General features: G+C 42.9%; 15 protein-coding genes. 6 read left to right on the top strand and 9 right to left on the bottom strand.

Going from position 1 to position 16,497, the window contains the following annotated elements:
- Window positions 1-157: 157 nt before the first annotated feature.
- A complete protein-coding gene (locus tag L1267_RS02335; RefSeq protein ID WP_235382023.1) occupies window positions 158-3,268 on the top strand; it encodes an efflux RND transporter permease subunit in 3,111 nt (1,036 codons plus the stop codon).
- 11 nt (window positions 3,269-3,279) lie between these two features.
- Window positions 3,280-4,356, top strand: coding sequence for an efflux RND transporter periplasmic adaptor subunit (locus L1267_RS02340; RefSeq protein WP_138558169.1), 1,077 nt, complete (start codon window positions 3,280-3,282; stop codon window positions 4,354-4,356).
- A gap of 100 nt (window positions 4,357-4,456) precedes the next feature.
- Here the strand turns inward: L1267_RS02340 and L1267_RS02345 are convergent, their stop codons facing one another.
- The 9 genes from L1267_RS02345 to pspA form a co-directional block, all read right to left on the bottom strand.
- The gene (locus L1267_RS02345) at window positions 4,457-5,023 is read right to left on the bottom strand and encodes a hypothetical protein (RefSeq protein ID WP_138558153.1); all 567 of its coding nucleotides are present in this window, start codon (window positions 5,021-5,023) and stop codon (window positions 4,457-4,459) included.
- 120 nt (window positions 5,024-5,143) lie between these two features.
- Window positions 5,144-5,488 (bottom strand): 4a-hydroxytetrahydrobiopterin dehydratase, encoded by a 345-nt coding sequence (locus tag L1267_RS02350; RefSeq protein ID WP_036969771.1) that lies wholly within the window; start codon window positions 5,486-5,488, stop codon window positions 5,144-5,146.
- A 9-nt stretch (window positions 5,489-5,497) separates the two neighbouring features.
- Window positions 5,498-6,295: a phenylalanine 4-monooxygenase gene (gene phhA / locus L1267_RS02355; RefSeq protein ID WP_054553132.1), complete on the bottom strand. Its 798-nt coding sequence runs from the start codon at window positions 6,293-6,295 to the stop codon at window positions 5,498-5,500.
- Window positions 6,296-6,521: 226 nt separating this feature from the next.
- Entirely contained in the window at window positions 6,522-7,703 is a 1,182-nt protein-coding gene (gene megL, locus L1267_RS02360; protein ID WP_235382025.1) for a methionine gamma-lyase, read from the bottom strand.
- 134 nt (window positions 7,704-7,837) lie between these two features.
- On the bottom strand, window positions 7,838-8,872 hold the full coding sequence (locus tag L1267_RS02365; protein WP_235382026.1) for a YcjF family protein: 1,035 nt from the start codon (window positions 8,870-8,872) through the stop codon (window positions 7,838-7,840).
- The gene (locus L1267_RS02370) at window positions 8,869-10,281 is read right to left on the bottom strand and encodes a YcjX family protein (RefSeq protein WP_138558156.1); all 1,413 of its coding nucleotides are present in this window, start codon (window positions 10,279-10,281) and stop codon (window positions 8,869-8,871) included. The genes L1267_RS02365 and L1267_RS02370 overlap by 4 nt, the downstream gene beginning before the upstream one ends.
- A gap of 62 nt (window positions 10,282-10,343) precedes the next feature.
- Window positions 10,344-10,745: an envelope stress response membrane protein PspC gene (gene pspC / locus L1267_RS02375; RefSeq protein ID WP_135923996.1), complete on the bottom strand. Its 402-nt coding sequence runs from the start codon at window positions 10,743-10,745 to the stop codon at window positions 10,344-10,346.
- A complete protein-coding gene (pspB, locus tag L1267_RS02380; RefSeq protein ID WP_036969793.1) occupies window positions 10,742-10,975 on the bottom strand; it encodes an envelope stress response membrane protein PspB in 234 nt (77 codons plus the stop codon). The genes pspC and pspB overlap by 4 nt, the downstream gene beginning before the upstream one ends.
- Window positions 10,976-11,032: 57 nt before the next feature.
- Complete coding sequence (gene pspA, locus L1267_RS02385) at window positions 11,033-11,695, bottom strand: phage shock protein PspA (protein WP_135923995.1); 663 nt, start codon at window positions 11,693-11,695, stop codon at window positions 11,033-11,035.
- Between the two features lie 188 nt (window positions 11,696-11,883).
- Here pspA and pspF point away from each other — a divergent pair, with 188 nt between their 5' ends.
- From pspF to L1267_RS02405, 4 genes are read left to right on the top strand one after another with little or no spacing between them, the layout of a single operon-like run.
- A complete protein-coding gene (gene pspF, locus L1267_RS02390) occupies window positions 11,884-12,960 on the top strand; it encodes a phage shock protein operon transcriptional activator (RefSeq protein WP_135923994.1) in 1,077 nt (358 codons plus the stop codon).
- A 15-nt stretch (window positions 12,961-12,975) separates the two neighbouring features.
- Complete coding sequence (locus L1267_RS02395) at window positions 12,976-14,583, top strand: ABC transporter substrate-binding protein (RefSeq protein ID WP_135923993.1); 1,608 nt, start codon at window positions 12,976-12,978, stop codon at window positions 14,581-14,583.
- Window positions 14,583-15,617 carry an ABC transporter permease gene (locus tag L1267_RS02400; RefSeq protein ID WP_135923992.1) on the top strand — a complete coding sequence of 345 codons (1,035 nt, stop codon included), beginning with the start codon at window positions 14,583-14,585 and terminating at the stop codon, window positions 15,615-15,617. Before L1267_RS02395 ends, L1267_RS02400 begins: the two co-directional genes overlap by 1 nt.
- Window positions 15,604-16,497, top strand: a complete 894-nt coding sequence (locus L1267_RS02405) for an ABC transporter permease subunit (RefSeq protein ID WP_135923991.1) — start codon at window positions 15,604-15,606, stop codon at window positions 16,495-16,497. The genes L1267_RS02400 and L1267_RS02405 overlap by 14 nt, the downstream gene beginning before the upstream one ends.

A 16,497-nucleotide genomic window follows, 5' to 3' on the forward strand; every position in this document is an offset into this window, starting at 1 on the left:
AGCTCCCTGTTAAATTGTTACATCTTATTTCAAATACACATTTTATCGCGAATTAACGGCTATTCAGCGTTACTCCTGACATACATTTCATTTACCTCACTGGCACTTTTTTTACATCGCACTACAATGCACACAAACTGATTTTGGAACACACACAATGAACCTGACACGTAGTTCGCTGAAGAACCCTGCGAGTGTTATTGTCATCTTGGTGTTGATTATGTTGTTTGGCATGTTAAGTATTTTTAAGTTGCCAATTCAGCTCACACCAGATATTGAGCAACCGCAGATCACTATTTTCTCTGGCTGGCGCCAAGCTGCACCTGAAGAGATTGAATCAGTGATCATTGAACCGCTTGAGAACGCGGTAAAAAACACCCCGGGTGCGCTAGAGGTTAATACTTACATTAACCGTGGCAATGGCTCTATCACGTTAACTTTTGCAGTTGGGCAAAACATGCAACAGGCGATGCTTGATGTATTAACTAGCCTTAACCAAGCGCCACCTCTGCCGTTAGATGCATTTGACCCTGTGGTTTTCGCTGGCGGTAATAATGGTGAAGCTGCAGCAACTTTATTAGTCACACCAAAAGATTTTAATAGCGACAGCCTTGATTTAGACATGGCGCAGTTCCAAAAACAAATTGATGAATTTGTTGAGCCCCGTTTGGCACGTATTCCTGGTGTTGCTCGCGTTGACTTAGCCAGTGAACGACCAAAAGAATTACGTATTACCTTTGACCCTCACAAAGCCGCAGCACTTGGCGTCAGCCTGGACCAAATCAGTAATGTATTAGCCAGCTCACGCGATACCTCAGGTGGTCTTGCCAATGTTGGCCGTCGTCAATATACAGTTCGCTTTACGGGGCAATATGATTTATCGAGCATGGCACAAATGCGCGTTGGCTATTCAGGCGATAGACCTATTTACCTTGGCGATATCGCAAGTGTAGAGCGCACTTTTTCTGACCGTTTAGGGATGAGTGGTCGAAATGGTAAACCCGCGTATTACATTCGTATTTCGCGCGCTAACGAAGCCAACACCGTTGCGCTACTTGATGACATTAATCTTGCCATTAAAGAACTAAACGAAGGGCCGCTGGCTGAAAATGGCTTATCGATTGAATTAAGTTTTGATGCCTCAGTGCATATTCGTAATGCCTTGTCGTTGGTTAAAAGTAACTTAGGTCTAGGTGTTTTGCTGTCGTGTTTAATCTTGTGGTTGTTCTTTAGGGGCTTAAAGGCCACGTTTGTGATTGCAGCGACAATTCCTGTCTCTTTGTTAGTCGCGTTTTTAACGTTGAATATTTTTGACCGCAGCTTAAATGTTATTTCACTGGCCGGCCTTGCCTTTGCTGTTGGCTTAGTACTTGATGCCGCCATCATAGTGCAAGAAAATATCGCAAGGCTCAGAAGCGAAGGCTTTGATAGTAAAAAAGCAGCGCTAAAAGGCGCTGCTCAAGTAACAGGTGCCTTATTTGCCTCAACCACCACCAGCGTTGCTATCTTCTTGCCAATTTTATTTATGGCAGGTATTGAAGGGCAGTTATTCTCTGACTTAGCGCTCACCTTATCCATTGCTGTAATTGCCTCGATGATTTGCGCAATTACACTGATTCCGTTGGCTAACCACTTTTGGCCAGACAAAGAGCTAAAAGCGGATCCTTATCGTGAATATTGGCATAAGCTGACTAACTTCATCATGGCGCTTACCAATACCCGCGTTAAACAAATAGTGTGGATAGTGTCGTTATTAGGTGGCTCACTCGTCGCGACCATGACCATGCTCCCGAAAACTGATTTTATGCCGCGAGCACCAACCGATGGCTTTTTCTTTAACTTAAATACCCCACCTGGCGGCAATGTACAGTTTATGGAAGAAGAGCTGCTGATGCGTATTAAAAAGCGCTTAATGCCTTATTACACAGGTGAAAAAGAGCCGGGGATAAAAGATTTTAACTTTTATGCATTTGGTTCGAATGCTGGCGGCTTTATTTATTCAGCCGATCCACAACGTGTTGAAGAATTAATGAAGGTCGCCCGAGAAGAGATCTTCATTGATTTACCCGACACCCAAGTATTCTTCTTTAGAGGGTCGATGATCCAAGTTGCTAATGGCGGTGATGGTCGCAATATCAATATCGATTTAACTGGCCCAAATATGGACGAGCTAATAGCCGGTGCTAATGTTGCGCTGCAAGCAGTTACAGAAGCAATGCCAAATGCTACAGCAAGGCCACAACCACGACTCGATATGGCAGAGCCAGAGCTTAGGCTCACACCCAATGACCGTCGTATAACCCAAGCAGGGCTAACTCGTCGTGATGTATCTCAAGCAGTGCAAGCCTATACAGGTGGGTTATTTGTTAATGAATACTTTGATGGCAACGAACGTATGAACGTGATTTTGCGCGGTATTCCATGGCAAACTCCAGAGGAGCTTAAAGCACTGCCCATTGTGACCCCACAATCAGGTATTCAAACTTTAGGGGAGCTTGCCAATATTGAACGCACCGTAGGCCCAACCCAGCTTAGACGTGTTAATGGCCGCCGTACCGTGAGTATTGTTGTCACGCCACCAGCAGACATGAGCTTACAACAAGCACAAACCATTCTCTCAGAGCAAGTTATGCCAAAAGTTCGCGCAAGCTTGCCCGACAGCTCTGGCGCGATTTTGGCGGGTAACGCACAAAAAATGAATTCGGCCATGCAAGAAATGACAATCAACTTTATCTTGGCTCTGTTTATTTTATTCTTGCTAATGACCGCATTGTTTAAATCAGTCAAAGACAGCGCGTTAGTTTTACTGGTCATGCCATTGGCAATTGCAGGCGGTGTACTGGCTTTATTTGTACTTAACTTATTTACCTTTCAATCGCTCGACTTACTAACCATGATTGGCTTTATTATCCTGCTGGGTCTGGTGGTAAATAATGCCATTTTATTGGTTGACCAAACCCGTGTTGCGATGGCCGCAGGACTCAGCCGAGAAGACGCTGTTCGCCAAGCAGTACTACTGCGCGCAAGACCCGTTTACTTAAGTACCTTAACCAGCTTATTTGGCATGCTGCCACTGATGCTAATGCCGGGGGTAGGATCAGAAATTTACCGTGGTCTTGCCACTGTGATTGTCGGCGGCATGGCCATTAGTGCCCTATTCACCCTGATATTAATGCCAAGTTTATTGCAACTTGGCAGACAACTGCCGCCCGCTAATAACAAACAGCAACCAGAAAAAACGCCTTTAAGCTTGGTATCGAATCAATGAGTATTAAAACAATGAACACACCTTTTCGTAAATTAACCGCTCGCTTTTGTGCGCTATTCAGCTTTATCGCATTTAACGCCTTCGCAGTCGTGCCGGTTACAGTAGAAACCGTCACACAAGCTCCGCTGACAAGCGAAATTGAAGTTAGCGGCACTTTGTATGGCAAAGATGATGTAACCCTAACAGCAGGCGTTAGCGGCCGTTTATTATATGTTGTAGAGCCAGGCACTCTGGTTAAAAGTGGCGACACCCTAGTTCGTATGGATACCTTACCGCTTGAACTTGAAAAAGCACGCCAGCAAGAAATGCTCAATCGCGCCAAAATAAACTTACGTTTATATCAACAAGAGCTCGCTCGTTTACAAAAACTCGCCAAAGCCAGCAGTGCTGCAGCAAGCCAAGTCGATGATATGCAAAATAAGCATGACCTTGCGTTATCTGATATTGCACTGGCGAAGGTTGAATTAAAAGTAATAGACGATCAACTTTCGCGTGCAACCGTTCGCGCCCCATTTGATGGCGTGATCAGCGAGCGTTTTAAACGCGCTGGTCGCGAAATAAATCGCGCAGATGAACTGGTCACTCTGCTCGATATTAATAACTTAGAAGTGCGTTTGTACGTGCCTGTTAAATACTTAAAGTTTTTACACAAAGGCATAGAGTTACCCATTCAAGCCGGGGACTTATCAGCCCCTGATATGACAACAGCCACCGTAACTGCGGTGATCCCATCAACCGATCCGCGTTCACAAACCGTAGAAGTACGTGCCTTACTACCAAATGATGCTGAGCAAACATGGGCAATTGGCCAACTGGTGGATGTAGCCGTGCCACTAAAAAGCAAAGGGGATGTACTACTGGTGAATCGCGATGCGCTGATCTTACGCAAAAAAGGCACCCATATCGTCAAAATCGACAACGACAACAAAGCCCTGCAAATTCCCGTAAAAGTCGGTAATGGCAAAGATAAACTGGTTGAAGTCACCCCGACTTCAAACATCGCTTTAAATGCGGGCGATAAAGTGGCAGTACGAGGCGCCGAGCAACTACAAACTGGGCAAGAAGTCGAAGTTCAGGTAAAGCAATAACTAGTTAGCTATGTAAGTAATAGACTGCCAGCAAATGAATATGTTGTGAGCTGGCAGTTATGACTATTTCAAAGATCAATACCAACACCTCTTCACTTTATTACAAACAGCCAAACCCTTTTAATGAAATTTCTTGAGTATTCGCGCCACTTTGGTTTTTATGTTGAATGATCAAACGCGAATCTTGGCTAGTAAAGGTAAAGGTTCCGAGCCAAGGTAGCTGGGCTATTGGTTGCATGTGGTAAAAACCCTTTGCATCAAAGCATATAAAAGAGAACTCATGATGTACCGGAGCAAATACGCCATAATCAGCGGTAAATACAGCAATGTTGTCTTGCAGCATAAAGTGTTTCGCTTGCGTGCCCGCTACTAAATACCAAAAGCATATTGCTGTCATTATCACCACTTGTAAGCCGCCGAGTAAAAAGACTGAAAATTTAAGAATACGGGTCGATTTACTAGCTTCCATATAAAGGCGCTTTGCTTTGAGTAATAACCAAAGCCCAATGGCAACCATAGTGAGCTTTATAATCATCAGCGCCACGCCTACTTGATACATCAGCTTAGGGCTATGCCATTGAATGCCAAATGTTTGCGGGATAAACAAACTATCAATTAAGGGCAGTAAAATGAGTAGGAATGGCAGAATAAGCGCTTTGTTTTTCATTCTTTACTTTTCTAGTGTTCTTGCATAGATAAGTGCCTAATGTTAATTCTTGGGCTCTAAAAAAGCAAAAAGGCGCAACCTGAGGTTACGCCTTTTATCGTTCTGGGCAGAACTTAAAATCTACAGTGCAGCGAATACATCGTCTGTTTTAGCAGCACAGATAAAATCATTTTTGTGTAACCCTTTGATAGAGTGGCTCCACCAAGTAACGGTTACTTTGCCCCACTCGGTTAACAGACCTGGGTGGTGACCTTCTTCTTCAGCCATATCGCCCACTTTATTAGTGAACTCAAGTGCTTGTTTGAAGTTTTTAAACTTGTAAACACGCTCTAATTGCATAATGCCGTCGCGCACTTCAGGAACCCAGTCTGGGATCATTTTGATCAATTCTGCTAATTCAGCATCAGATACTTTAGGCGCATCCGCACGACACGCTTCACACTTTTGTGTGCTTAATGAAGACATTATAAATCCTTAACTTGCTAATTTTTCTTTAGGAGGAAACTTTGGCTCATGTAGCCCTAATTCTTTTGCTTTACTCACCAGCGACATGATATCCATTTGTGAAATATCAAATAAGTCATTGATTGAGTTTATGGTGTAGTACACAGGCTGCATAATATCAATACGATAAGGTGTACGTAATACATCTAGCACATTCATCGCATTGATTTCAGGCTTATCTGAGTACACGTATTGTGTTTCGCCTGGGCTTGATAAAATACCACCACCATAAATTCGCAGACCCTGTTCGGTTTGCATTAAACCAAACTCTACAGTAAACCAGTACAGGCGCGCTAAATAAACACGATCTTTCTTTTCAGCGGCATAACCTAACTGACCATATTTGTGCGTAAACTCAGCAAATGCAGGGTTGGTAAGCATGGCACAATGGCCAAAAATCTCGTGGAAGATATCTGGCTCTTGTAAATAGTCAAACTCTTCACGACTGCGAATAAAGGTCGCAACAGGGAACTGCTTGTTTGCTAATAATCGAAAGAACTCATCAAAATCAATCAGTGCTGGAACAGGCGCGACTTGCCAGCCCGTTGTTTCGAGTAGCACTTCGTTGAGTTCACTAAGTTGTGGAATACGATCTGTTGGTAAATTAATTTTCTTAAGACCTGCTAAATATTCATCACAGGCTTTACCTTCTATGCAAGCGAGTTGGCGAGCAACTAGCTCAGACCATATTTTATTTTCTTCTTCGCTCCAATGGATAACCCCATTTTCATCAGGTTGCTTGGAGGTGTAATTACTTGCTTTAGCCATAATAACCTTCTTCGTTAAATCTTGATCAGCATTGATCAGAATCTCATTAACTTGTTAAGACGATACTATGTAAAAGTAAGCTAAATTTTAATAGTTTTGGCTGTTTCTAAGGTTTGCAGAAACAGCCCTAACGTAAAGATTAAATTACACCAAAGGATCTAAAAGTTTACACACCCCGTTTTTAAAGGTATTAAGGCAAGCAAAACCGTAAACTTAAAATTACAAGCTAACCAATGAATGTAAATGCAGTTTTAAGATCGTTAATAATGTCGTTAACATCCTCTAGACCAACTGATAGTCGAATTAGACCATCACTTATCCCAGCTGCTGCTCTTTCTTCTGGTGTATAAGGCGAATGTGTCATCGATGCAGGATGTTGAATGAGGGTTTCAGCATCCCCTAAACTGACCGCCAGAGTGCAAAGCTGGGTGTTATTTATGAATGTTTCGCCATCTTCTAGGCTGCCTTTAATTTCAAAGGCAATAACACCTCCAGCCGCTTTCATCTGCGAGCCAATAAATTTATGACCCGGATGTGATTTAAGTCCTGGATAATAAACTTGGCTTACTAGCGGGTGTTGCTCTAAATATTCAGCAACTCTTTGGGCACTCGCACAGTGACGCTCCATGCGCACAGCAAGGGTTTTTAAACCGCGATTAATTAACCATGCATCATGAGGGCTAATCGTTGCACCAATATCTTTTAGCACCGTCATTTTGATTAGGTTGATATGCTCCTCTGTGCCACACACAAGCCCAGCTACCACATCACCATGGCCATTTAGGTATTTAGTTGCGCTATGCACCACAATATCAATACCAAACGAGGTCGGTTGCTGTAGCAGAGGCGTTAAGAAGGTATTGTCGATAACGCTTATCAATTGATGCTGCTTGGCAACATCAGCAATTAAACTTAAATCAAGCACCGCCATGGTCGGATTAATTGGCGTTTCTGCAAAAATCATTTTTGAATTGGCTTTAACCGCGCCGCGAAGTTCAGCCTCGTTGGTCATATCAACAAAAGTAACTTCGATACCAAAGCGCGGCAACATGTGAGCAAAAAATGCAAAAGTACAACCGTATAACGCACTTGATGCGACTAGGTGGTCACCTTGTTGTAAAAAGCTTAGCACAGACGCAGACACGGCTCCCATACCGGTCGCTGTTGCAGCCGCTGCTTCACAGTTTTCTAACTGAGCCACTTTTTGTTCTAGCTCTTGGGTTGTTGGGTTACCTAAACGGGTATAAATAAAGCCCTGCTCTTCACCGGCAAATCGGGCTGCACCTTGGGCGGCATTAGCAAAGGAGAAGGTAGAGGTTTGGTAAAGTGGCGCACTCAGTGCGCCGTGAGGATCGTTTGGTTTTTCTGGACCATGAATACATTGTGTATGTAAGTGATGCTTAGTCATTGTGTGTTCTCGTTTTTATTATCAGTACTTCATACTCATAAATAAAACGTAGATACCCACAATGCACAAGCATGCCGGATGCTCAGATGGCTAAATATCACTCAGCTGTTTTTATTAACTGTACACAAAAGTTGTCATTTTGTATTTTCGGTCTCTTTGTCACCCGTGCGTGAGGCAATTTTACGGGCAATACTATTGGCGGTTTCTTTTAACAAGCTTCGCTTATGCTCTAAACGAGGTAACGGGCGGCTAAGCTCCATCGCTTTATAGCCTATACGCGCGGTAAAAATACCTGCACTTAGCCCTTGCGCTGCACGGCCCGACAATTTCCCCAGTAATTCAGCGCTTAGTGCCGTCGCAGCTAAATCTGAGACTAACTCTGCACTACCAACAAACAGCACCTGTTTCACTAATAAGCGATACAATTTAATACGGCTTGCATAACCAAAACCAATACCGTAAATACGGCCAATTTGCTCAATGAGCTTAGTGCCACGCCATAGCACCGCCATCATATCGACTAAAGCCAGTGGGCTTAGCGCCACCAATAAGCCAGACTCAGTGGCAAAACGGTTAATCAGTTTTTTCGCTTGCTGATCTTGGCTTACCAATAAACTATCGGCGTATAAGGTCATGATTTCTTTATCGGTATGGTGACTTGCTATTTGCTGCTTAAACTCTTCAAACCCTGTAAGCTCCTGATGCTTATTAAGCTTTTCAAGCCACGGCAGTGCTTCACCTACTTGCTCGCTATTGAGTAAACGGTCGGCCTCGGTGCGATGCAATTGATTACGCTTTAAACTTCTTAACATGCGGTACTCGCGCCAAATAACACGAGCAATTAGTAGTACACCACTAAGAACTGCCGTTAAATACACCGAGCCTAAAATAATTGATTGCTGAAACGTCACAAACAATGACATCGCAAACTCAAGTAACACTAAAACTAAAAAGCTAACAACAAACACCCCTTTTAGGGTTTGCCATTTCGACTTTTTATACACAGGCTCAAGCTCAATGCTATCTTGCTGATCTTCTTCAGTGTCGATAAATTCGGCGTTTTCTATGACTTTAGCAACAGTTAACTCCTCTGCTGTAACCTCATTACTTGCAGAGCTTGAAATACGACGACCAGCCTGAAAGTTCATCTCCTTTGGTTGCTCACTCATGTTAGCTTGTCTCCTATCAGGTACTGCATGACATGATCTAAACGAATATGCTTTAACCGTTTATCAGGGCATGGCAGTGGCGAAAACGATAAGAACTCAAAGCCTTGTTTTGGCCACTCTTGTTTGTTTAGAAGGCGTGATGGTGGCTGCGGCGGTAAATACGTTAGCCATTCTTGCTCGCCCAAAGGTTTGCCATAAATACAGGCTAACTGCTGGCCTTTTTCAGCCACTTGGCGTGGCTCTGTTGCGCAGATAGATGACATTGCCATGGTTTCGATTTGCACGCCTTCGAATTTTAAATGATTCGTTTGGTCATGTACGATTGAATCAAGCAATAGCGCTAAATCTTTATGATATTGCGCACTAATATGATCTGACTTATTGGCCGCAAACAGTAGCTTGTCGATATTTGGTTTAAACAAACGTTTAAAGAAGCTTGCTTCACCATAATTAAAGTGCGCAAGTAATTGGTTAATAACACGGCTTTGCTCATGCAAGGTTTCGCTGCCTTCATTCAAGGCGCTGAGCACATCCACCAGCACAATTTGTCGGTCAAAATGACGAAAATGCTGCTCGTAAAAAGGTTTTACAACCTCTTTTACATAGGCCTTATAGCGCTTTTTAAGATGCGCTAGATTTGACCCTTCGGTTATATCGTCAGGCACATTCGCAACCGGGAAAAACTGTAATAACGGCGCGCCTTTTAGCTCACCGGGCATCAGCATGCGACCAGGTTGTAACATGGCAAGTTTGGTGTCTTTTTTAAGGCCGAGCAATAGCTGCTGATAGAGCGAAGCAACATCAGCAAGTTTACTTTCATCAACACTGGCTGATAAATCAAGTTCAGCAAGGGCTGTTAAAAATGGCTTAGCCTTTTCGTTACGGGCTGTTTGCTGCAACAGTGAGTATTGTGACTCACACCAATCAGCAAATGATTGCTCTAGCATTGGTAAATCAAGTAGCCATTCACCAGGGTAATCAATAATGTCTAAATAAAGTGTTGATTGCGGTGCGAAGTGACCACGTAGCCCCGAGTTACTTTGGTACTTAATTGCTAAACGTAGCGTATTTATACGCTCGGTAGAGGCAGGCCATGTTGGCTCACCTTCAACAGGTAACAACGCCGATAATGCATTGTTATATTCAAATGTGGGTATTGTCAGTGCTTGCTGCGGCACTATTTTTGTGGCGATATGACGCTTTTCGCGCATCACATCAAAAAAAGGTAAGTTTTTTTCGTCAGCTTGACTTGTTAGGTGTTTAACTAAGGCTGTAATAAACGCGGTTTTGCCACTGCCACTTAACCCCGTGACGGCTAACTTCACGTGTTGGTCTAAACTACGATGAAGGGCTTTTTCCGCTTTATTTTTTAACGAATTAAAGGTGTTCTTTGCAAATGATTGGCTCATAAAGTGTCTGGCACCTTATTTGCGCTGGGTATCACGATGCAAACAAGGTGCGTTTATATCCTTTAAAGTTTGTTGATTTCACGGCTAACCGTAAATTCTGTTGATGTGACATAGCGTTCCATCTCTTGTAAACGACCATCAACTCGAGCAAGACGATCTTTTAAATCTTGCAATGCACGGCGAGGTGGTTCCCCTTTTTGCCATACTTTAAATTTTACTTCAAGCGGGTCTTGGTGAATGCTATCTGCGCTTTTCACTGTTTTTTCAGTTGGTTTTTTATCTAAAATAAACCACGCTGCGATATAAGCAACAACAATAAACGGGCCGCCTGATAATAGTACTGCTGTCACCACTAAAATACGTACCAGCCAAAGTTCCATGTTGAAGTAATCGCTGATACCTGCGCATACACCTGCTATTTTGCCACGCTCAGGGTCTCTAAATAATTCGCGTTTGGTACTCATACTTTACGTCTCCACTGTGGAGCCTCTTGGTCTAATAAGGCTTCTAAGGTTTCAACACGCTCTGCCATTTTGTCTGCTTTTTGTGCAAGCTCTAACAATTGGCGGTGCTCATGTTCACTTAAACCTTGGCTAACTTGCTTTTTACTACGGTAATGTAAAATTAACCAAAGTGGGGCAACAACCACCATAAAAACGATAATGGGTGCCATCAAAACTTCTGCATCAAACATGCTACTCTCCTGTCAATCCGTCATGTGTTTAAGCATTGGGGGACACGCCCCCATTTATTATTTTTTATCTGCTAGTTTTTTCTTAAGCTCAGCTAGCTCATCATCAATCTTTTCGTCTTGCTGAAGACCAGCAATTTCGTCAGCTAATGATTTTTTACCAAGATCATAAGACTCTATTTGTGATTCTAGACCATCGATCTTGTTTTCGTAACGTTCGAAGCGGTTTAAAGCGTCTTCGACTTTTGAGCTGTCGAGTGCTTTTTTAACTTCAAGACGAGACTCAGCAGAGCGTTGGCGTAAGATGATTGCTTTTTGACGCGCTTTTGCATCAGCTAGCTTCTCTTGTAACGTGCTTACTTCTTGCTGTAGTTTCTCGATGTGAGACTCTACATGTTCAAGCTCAGTTTCAACTGCTGCGACTGCATCTGCTGACTTTTGCTTTTCAATCAGTGCTGCACGTGCTAAATCATCACGGTCTTTACTGAGTGCTAATTCAGCTTTTTCTTGCCAATCTGCAACTTGAACTTTTAACGTGTCAACGCGACGTACTAGCTCTTTTTTCTCAGCAAGTGTTTTTGCTGATGTAGAGCGAACTTCTACTAATGTATCTTCCATCTCTTGGATGATCAGGCGAACCATTTTTTCTGGGTCTTCTGCTTTATCTAAGATGGCATTGATATTAGAATTAACGATGTCTGCAAAACGTGAAAAAATTCCCATAACATTTACCTCTTTGGTGTTTTAACTTAATCAGTTGGTATATCTAGTATCAATATGCTTGCCAACTTTTATAAACCTAGAATAACCAAATAAATTCAAATAGTTAAACTAAATTTATAAATTTCTTTAGTTCTCAAAGATAATGAAATACACTAGATCTTAGTAAAAATGACTAAGAGTTAGGGAATATGAGCCAATTTCGCCAACAGGATAACTTACTCGGCCAATCTGACAGTTTCTTAAGTGTGCTTGATCAAGTTTCACAACTAGCAAGTTTAGAAAAGCCTGTCCTTATTATTGGTGAGCGCGGTACGGGTAAAGAACTTATTGCTGCCCGTTTGCACTTTTTATCTAAGCGTTGGGATCAAAACTATATAAAGCTTAACTGTGCAGCGCTTAACGAAAACCTGCTCGAAAGCGAATTATTTGGTCATGAAAGCGGCGCATTTACAGGTGCTAGCAAACGTCACGAAGGCCGCTTTGAACGTGCTAACGGCGGTACGCTATTCCTTGATGAATTAGCCAATACCTCTGCGATGGTGCAAGAAAAACTTCTACGCGTTATTGAATATGGCGAATTTGAACGCGTTGGTGGTAAGCAAACGGTTAAAGTAGATACTCGTTTAGTGTGTGCCACCAATGAAGACTTACCTACGCTTGCTGAACAAGGCGAATTTAGAAGCGACTTACTTGACCGTCTTGCCTTTGATGTTATTACCTTACCTCCACTTCGTGAACGCCAAGAAGATATCATGCTACTAGCAGAACAATTTGCAATTAATATGGCTCGCGACCTTGAATGGGAGCTATTCAGTGGCTTTACTCGTAGCGCCATCGAAACACTGCAATCTTATGAGTGGCCCGGTAATATCCGTGAGTTGAAGAATGTGGTTGAACGTAGCTTATATCGCCATGGTAATGAACATATTCCCGTTCACCAGATTATTTTAGACCCATTCGCGAGTAAATTTAGACCTAAACAACGGGTTAAAGCTGCGGTTGCAAGTGCTCCAGTTGCTAGTGTCGAACATGCTGCCCCTATTGCTACAGTTCAAAATCAAGAAACGGTGACACTGAATAAACCTGAAATTCAATTTCCTTGTAATCTAAAACAGCTATCAAATGACTTTGAGATAGATGTGATCAAAAAAGCACTCGAACATAGCCAATTTAATCAAAAGAAAACTGCAGAACACTTAGAATTAACGTATCATCAATTACGTGGCTATTTGAAAAAATACAATTTATTAGATCAGCAGCAATAGTTAGAGGCTAATCAGGTGTTTAAACCGTTACTTGCTTTGTCTTTGGTGTGCTTAGTCGGCTGCCTAGACAGCGAAGAAAAAACCACAGAACAAAAAAACCAGGGCTTAGTCTATTGCGCTGAAGCAAACCCTGTGTCGTTTAATCCGCAAGTGACAACGACAGGTTCGACTATCGATATTATCGCTAATCAGTTGTATGACCGCTTGCTGAGTATTGACCCTGTCACCGCTGAGTTTCAGCCTGAGTTGGCAAGTGATTGGAAAATTAGTCCTGATGGTAAAGCCATTACCTTTACCCTGCGTAAAGGGGTAAAGTTTCATACTACAAAATACTTCACTCCTACTCGGGAGTTTAATGCTGACGACGTTATTTTTACCTTCAGTCGCCTATTTGATGTATACAACCCTTATCACTTTGTTGGCGATGCCAGTTACCCTTATTTTCAAAGTGTGGGTATTGATCAGCTAATTCGTCGCATAGTCCGTGTTTCTGATTATCAAGTACGGTTTGAGCTATATAATGCAGAAAGCAGCTTTTTAGCAAACCTTGCAACCGATTTTGCCGTGGTGTTATCTGAAGAATACGCCATGCAGCTTAAAGCACGAAACCAAGAAAACTTATTTGACCAATACCCAGTGGGTACCGGCCCTTATGTGTACAAAGAGTATCGTCGCGATCGTCTAATTCGCTATTATCGTCACCCCGATTATTGGAAACACCCAGTAGTACTTGAGCAATTGGTGTATGACATAACACCAAACGGCACAACACGGGTTGCGAAAATGCTCACTAAAGAATGCGATGTAACTGCGCACCCAAGCAGTGCACAGCTTAGTATTTTATCGCAGCGAGACGACATCACTGTTCAAAAAGAACAAAACTTAAATATTGGTTATTGGGCCTTTAACACTGAGCGACCACCTTTTGATGACGTACGCGTTCGTCAAGCACTGGCCAGTGCCATCGATATCGACAAAATAATGCAAGCGGTTTATTACGGCAACGGCATTAAGGCGCAGTCATTACTGCCTCCGGCCTCTTGGGCATTTGAAGCGCAAAAAGCCATGCCTGAATTTAACCCTGCACTTGCCAAAACATTACTTGCCGAAGCAGGCTATAAAAATGGCTTTGATATGAATATTTGGGCCATGCCGGTAAGCCGTATTTATAATCCCAACGCACGTAAAATGGCAGAGCTAATGCAAAGCGATTTACGCAAAATTGGTGTGAACGTTAATATCGTCGAGTACGAGTGGAATACCTTTTTACAACGGGTTGGCGAACACCGCCACGACAGCGTTTTACTGGGCTGGGCTGCCGACACTCCTGACCCAGATAACTTTATGAGTCCATTATTAAGTTGTACTGCTACCTTTAGCGGTAAAAACCCAGCTAACTGGTGCAACCCTGAATTCGATTTATTACTGACCCAAGCGCTTGATACCACTGATTTAGAAAAGCGTAAGCAATTTTATAATCAGGCACAGCGTATTATCGTGCAAGAACTTCCTATTTTACCGATAGCCCATGGTATGCGCTTTCAAGCTGCAAGTAGCGATGTTAAAGGTATCAATTTAAGCCCGTTTGGCGGTATATCACTGGCTAATGCGAGGAAAGAATAATGATACTCGATTATATTCTTCGCCGCCTAGCGCTATTAATGTTTATGATGCTGACTCTGAGCGTCTTTACGTTTTCATTAAGTTTTTTATTTCCCGGTGATGCCCTTACTAACTTAAGTGGTATTACAAACAGTACCTTTTCACAAACTAATGCGCTTGAAGAAAGGTTTCATTTTACTGAAAACTATGTGGTGCAGTATTTTGCATTCTTAGAGCGAATTATTCAGGGCGATTGGGGGGTCTCTTTTGCATCTGGCGAGAGTGTTTTCCAACACATAAAAGACCTATTTCCTGCCACACTTGAATTAAGCCTTTATGCGTTATTTGTATCTGTGGCCGTTGGTGTGCCAAGCGGTATTATAGCATCAGCCTACTACAAGCGTTGGCCTGATAAACTGATTAACTCTGGCACGCTTATTGGCTATTCGATGCCAGTGTTTTGGCTCGCGCTGCTATTAATCATGGTTTTTTCACTGCAACTAGGCTGGTTTCCTATGTCTGGTCGCATGGGCTTACTTTACGAAATAGAGCCGGTTACTGGCTTTATTCTTATTGATATTATTGCGACTGATTTTCCCTATCACGGTATGGCATTTTTAGATGCGCTACATCATCTAACACTGCCAACAATTGTCCTTGCAATGTACCCAACCACCGTACTGGTGCGCTTTACCCGTGACTCGATGCTTAAAGTTTTAGATCAAAGCTACATTAAAACAGCCCGTGCAAAAGGCTTAAATCGTGCACAATTAATCCTGCACCATGCGCTTCGTAATGCTCTTTTACCGGTTATCAAACAAATCGGTTTACAGTTTAGTACTTTGATCACCCTTGCAATGATCACCGAAGTTATTTTCTCATGGCCGGGCATTGGTCGTTGGTTAATAGACAGCATTTATCAACGTGATTACCCCGCAATTCAAGGTGGGTTGTTGGCTGTGTCTATGTTTGTAATTTTAGCAACTATCGTTGCCGAGTTAACCTATACCCTTTTCGACCCACTCTCGCGGAATCAAGCTCATGGCAAAGTTTAATTTATTCTCTGAAGAGTCGAATAAATCGCCACTAGCGCGATTTTGGCGGAAATTCAAAAATAATCACCCAGCCCTTGTTGGCTTGTGGTTGTTTATTGCTTTTGCACTACTGGCAATTTCAGCACCATTACTTGCGCCATATGGTGTAAATCAACAACATAGCGACGCCCTATTGCTGCCTCCATCATGGCATGACGCAGGCGATGTGCGCTTTTTATTAGGTACCGATGATTTAGGCCGGGATGTACTCTCACGGCTAATGAATGGCGCGACCTACACTTTTGGTTTGTCGGTTGTTGCGGCCTTAATTACTACTGTGATTGGCGTGTTAGTGGGCACCTTTGCGGGTATCAGCCGTGGTATTCGCTCAAGCTTTTTGAACCACTTACTCGATATTACCTTATCAATTCCATCACTGTTGCTGGCTATCATTATTATTGCAATTTTAGGCCCTGGCCTGATGAATACCGTTTGGGCGATTATTTTAGCCTTATTGCCACAGTTCATTCACTCGGTACGTAATTTGATTGTTGAAGAACTCAACAAAGACTACATTACAGCGTTTAAACTTGATGGCGCCTCAAACTGGCATATTCTTGCTCGTGGGATCTTTCCGAACATTTACGAACACATTGTGGTTATTTTTACCATGGCGCTCTCTACAGCCATCTTGGATATCTCGGCACTTGGCTTTTTAAAACTGGGGGCACAGCCACCCACCACTGAGTGGGGAGCAATTTTGGCAGAAAACCTTGGTTTAATTTACCTTGCCCCTTGGACTGTAGGCTTACCGGGCGTATTATTATTTTTAGCGGTACTGTCTACCAATTTAGTGGGTGATGGGTTACGCCAAGTGCTTAAAGAACGTAAGGCCGACTAA

It is taken from the genome of Pseudoalteromonas sp. OFAV1 (genome assembly GCF_021532595.1).
Lineage (GTDB): Bacteria > Pseudomonadota > Gammaproteobacteria > Enterobacterales > Alteromonadaceae > Pseudoalteromonas > Pseudoalteromonas lipolytica_C.

Bases quoted from the DNA above. Each gene is read 5' to 3' on its own strand.
- L1267_RS02335 (WP_235382023.1), top strand. From the start codon at position 158: ATGAACCTGACACGTAGTTCGCTGAAGAACCCTGCGAGTGTTATTGTC.
- L1267_RS02340 (WP_138558169.1), top strand. From the start codon at position 3,280: ATGAACACACCTTTTCGTAAATTAACCGCTCGCTTTTGTGCGCTATTC.
- L1267_RS02345 (WP_138558153.1), bottom strand. From the start codon at position 5,023: ATGAAAAACAAAGCGCTTATTCTGCCATTCCTACTCATTTTACTGCCC.
- L1267_RS02350 (WP_036969771.1), bottom strand. From the start codon at position 5,488: ATGTCTTCATTAAGCACACAAAAGTGTGAAGCGTGTCGTGCGGATGCG.
- phhA (WP_054553132.1), bottom strand. From the start codon at position 6,295: ATGGCTAAAGCAAGTAATTACACCTCCAAGCAACCTGATGAAAATGGG.
- megL (WP_235382025.1), bottom strand. From the start codon at position 7,703: ATGACTAAGCATCACTTACATACACAATGTATTCATGGTCCAGAAAAA.
- L1267_RS02365 (WP_235382026.1), bottom strand. From the start codon at position 8,872: ATGAGTGAGCAACCAAAGGAGATGAACTTTCAGGCTGGTCGTCGTATT.
- L1267_RS02370 (WP_138558156.1), bottom strand. From the start codon at position 10,281: ATGAGCCAATCATTTGCAAAGAACACCTTTAATTCGTTAAAAAATAAA.
- pspC (WP_135923996.1), bottom strand. From the start codon at position 10,745: ATGAGTACCAAACGCGAATTATTTAGAGACCCTGAGCGTGGCAAAATA.
- pspB (WP_036969793.1), bottom strand. From the start codon at position 10,975: ATGTTTGATGCAGAAGTTTTGATGGCACCCATTATCGTTTTTATGGTG.
- pspA (WP_135923995.1), bottom strand. From the start codon at position 11,695: ATGGGAATTTTTTCACGTTTTGCAGACATCGTTAATTCTAATATCAAT.
- pspF (WP_135923994.1), top strand. From the start codon at position 11,884: ATGAGCCAATTTCGCCAACAGGATAACTTACTCGGCCAATCTGACAGT.
- L1267_RS02400 (WP_135923992.1), top strand. From the start codon at position 14,583: ATGATACTCGATTATATTCTTCGCCGCCTAGCGCTATTAATGTTTATG.
- L1267_RS02405 (WP_135923991.1), top strand. From the start codon at position 15,604: ATGGCAAAGTTTAATTTATTCTCTGAAGAGTCGAATAAATCGCCACTA.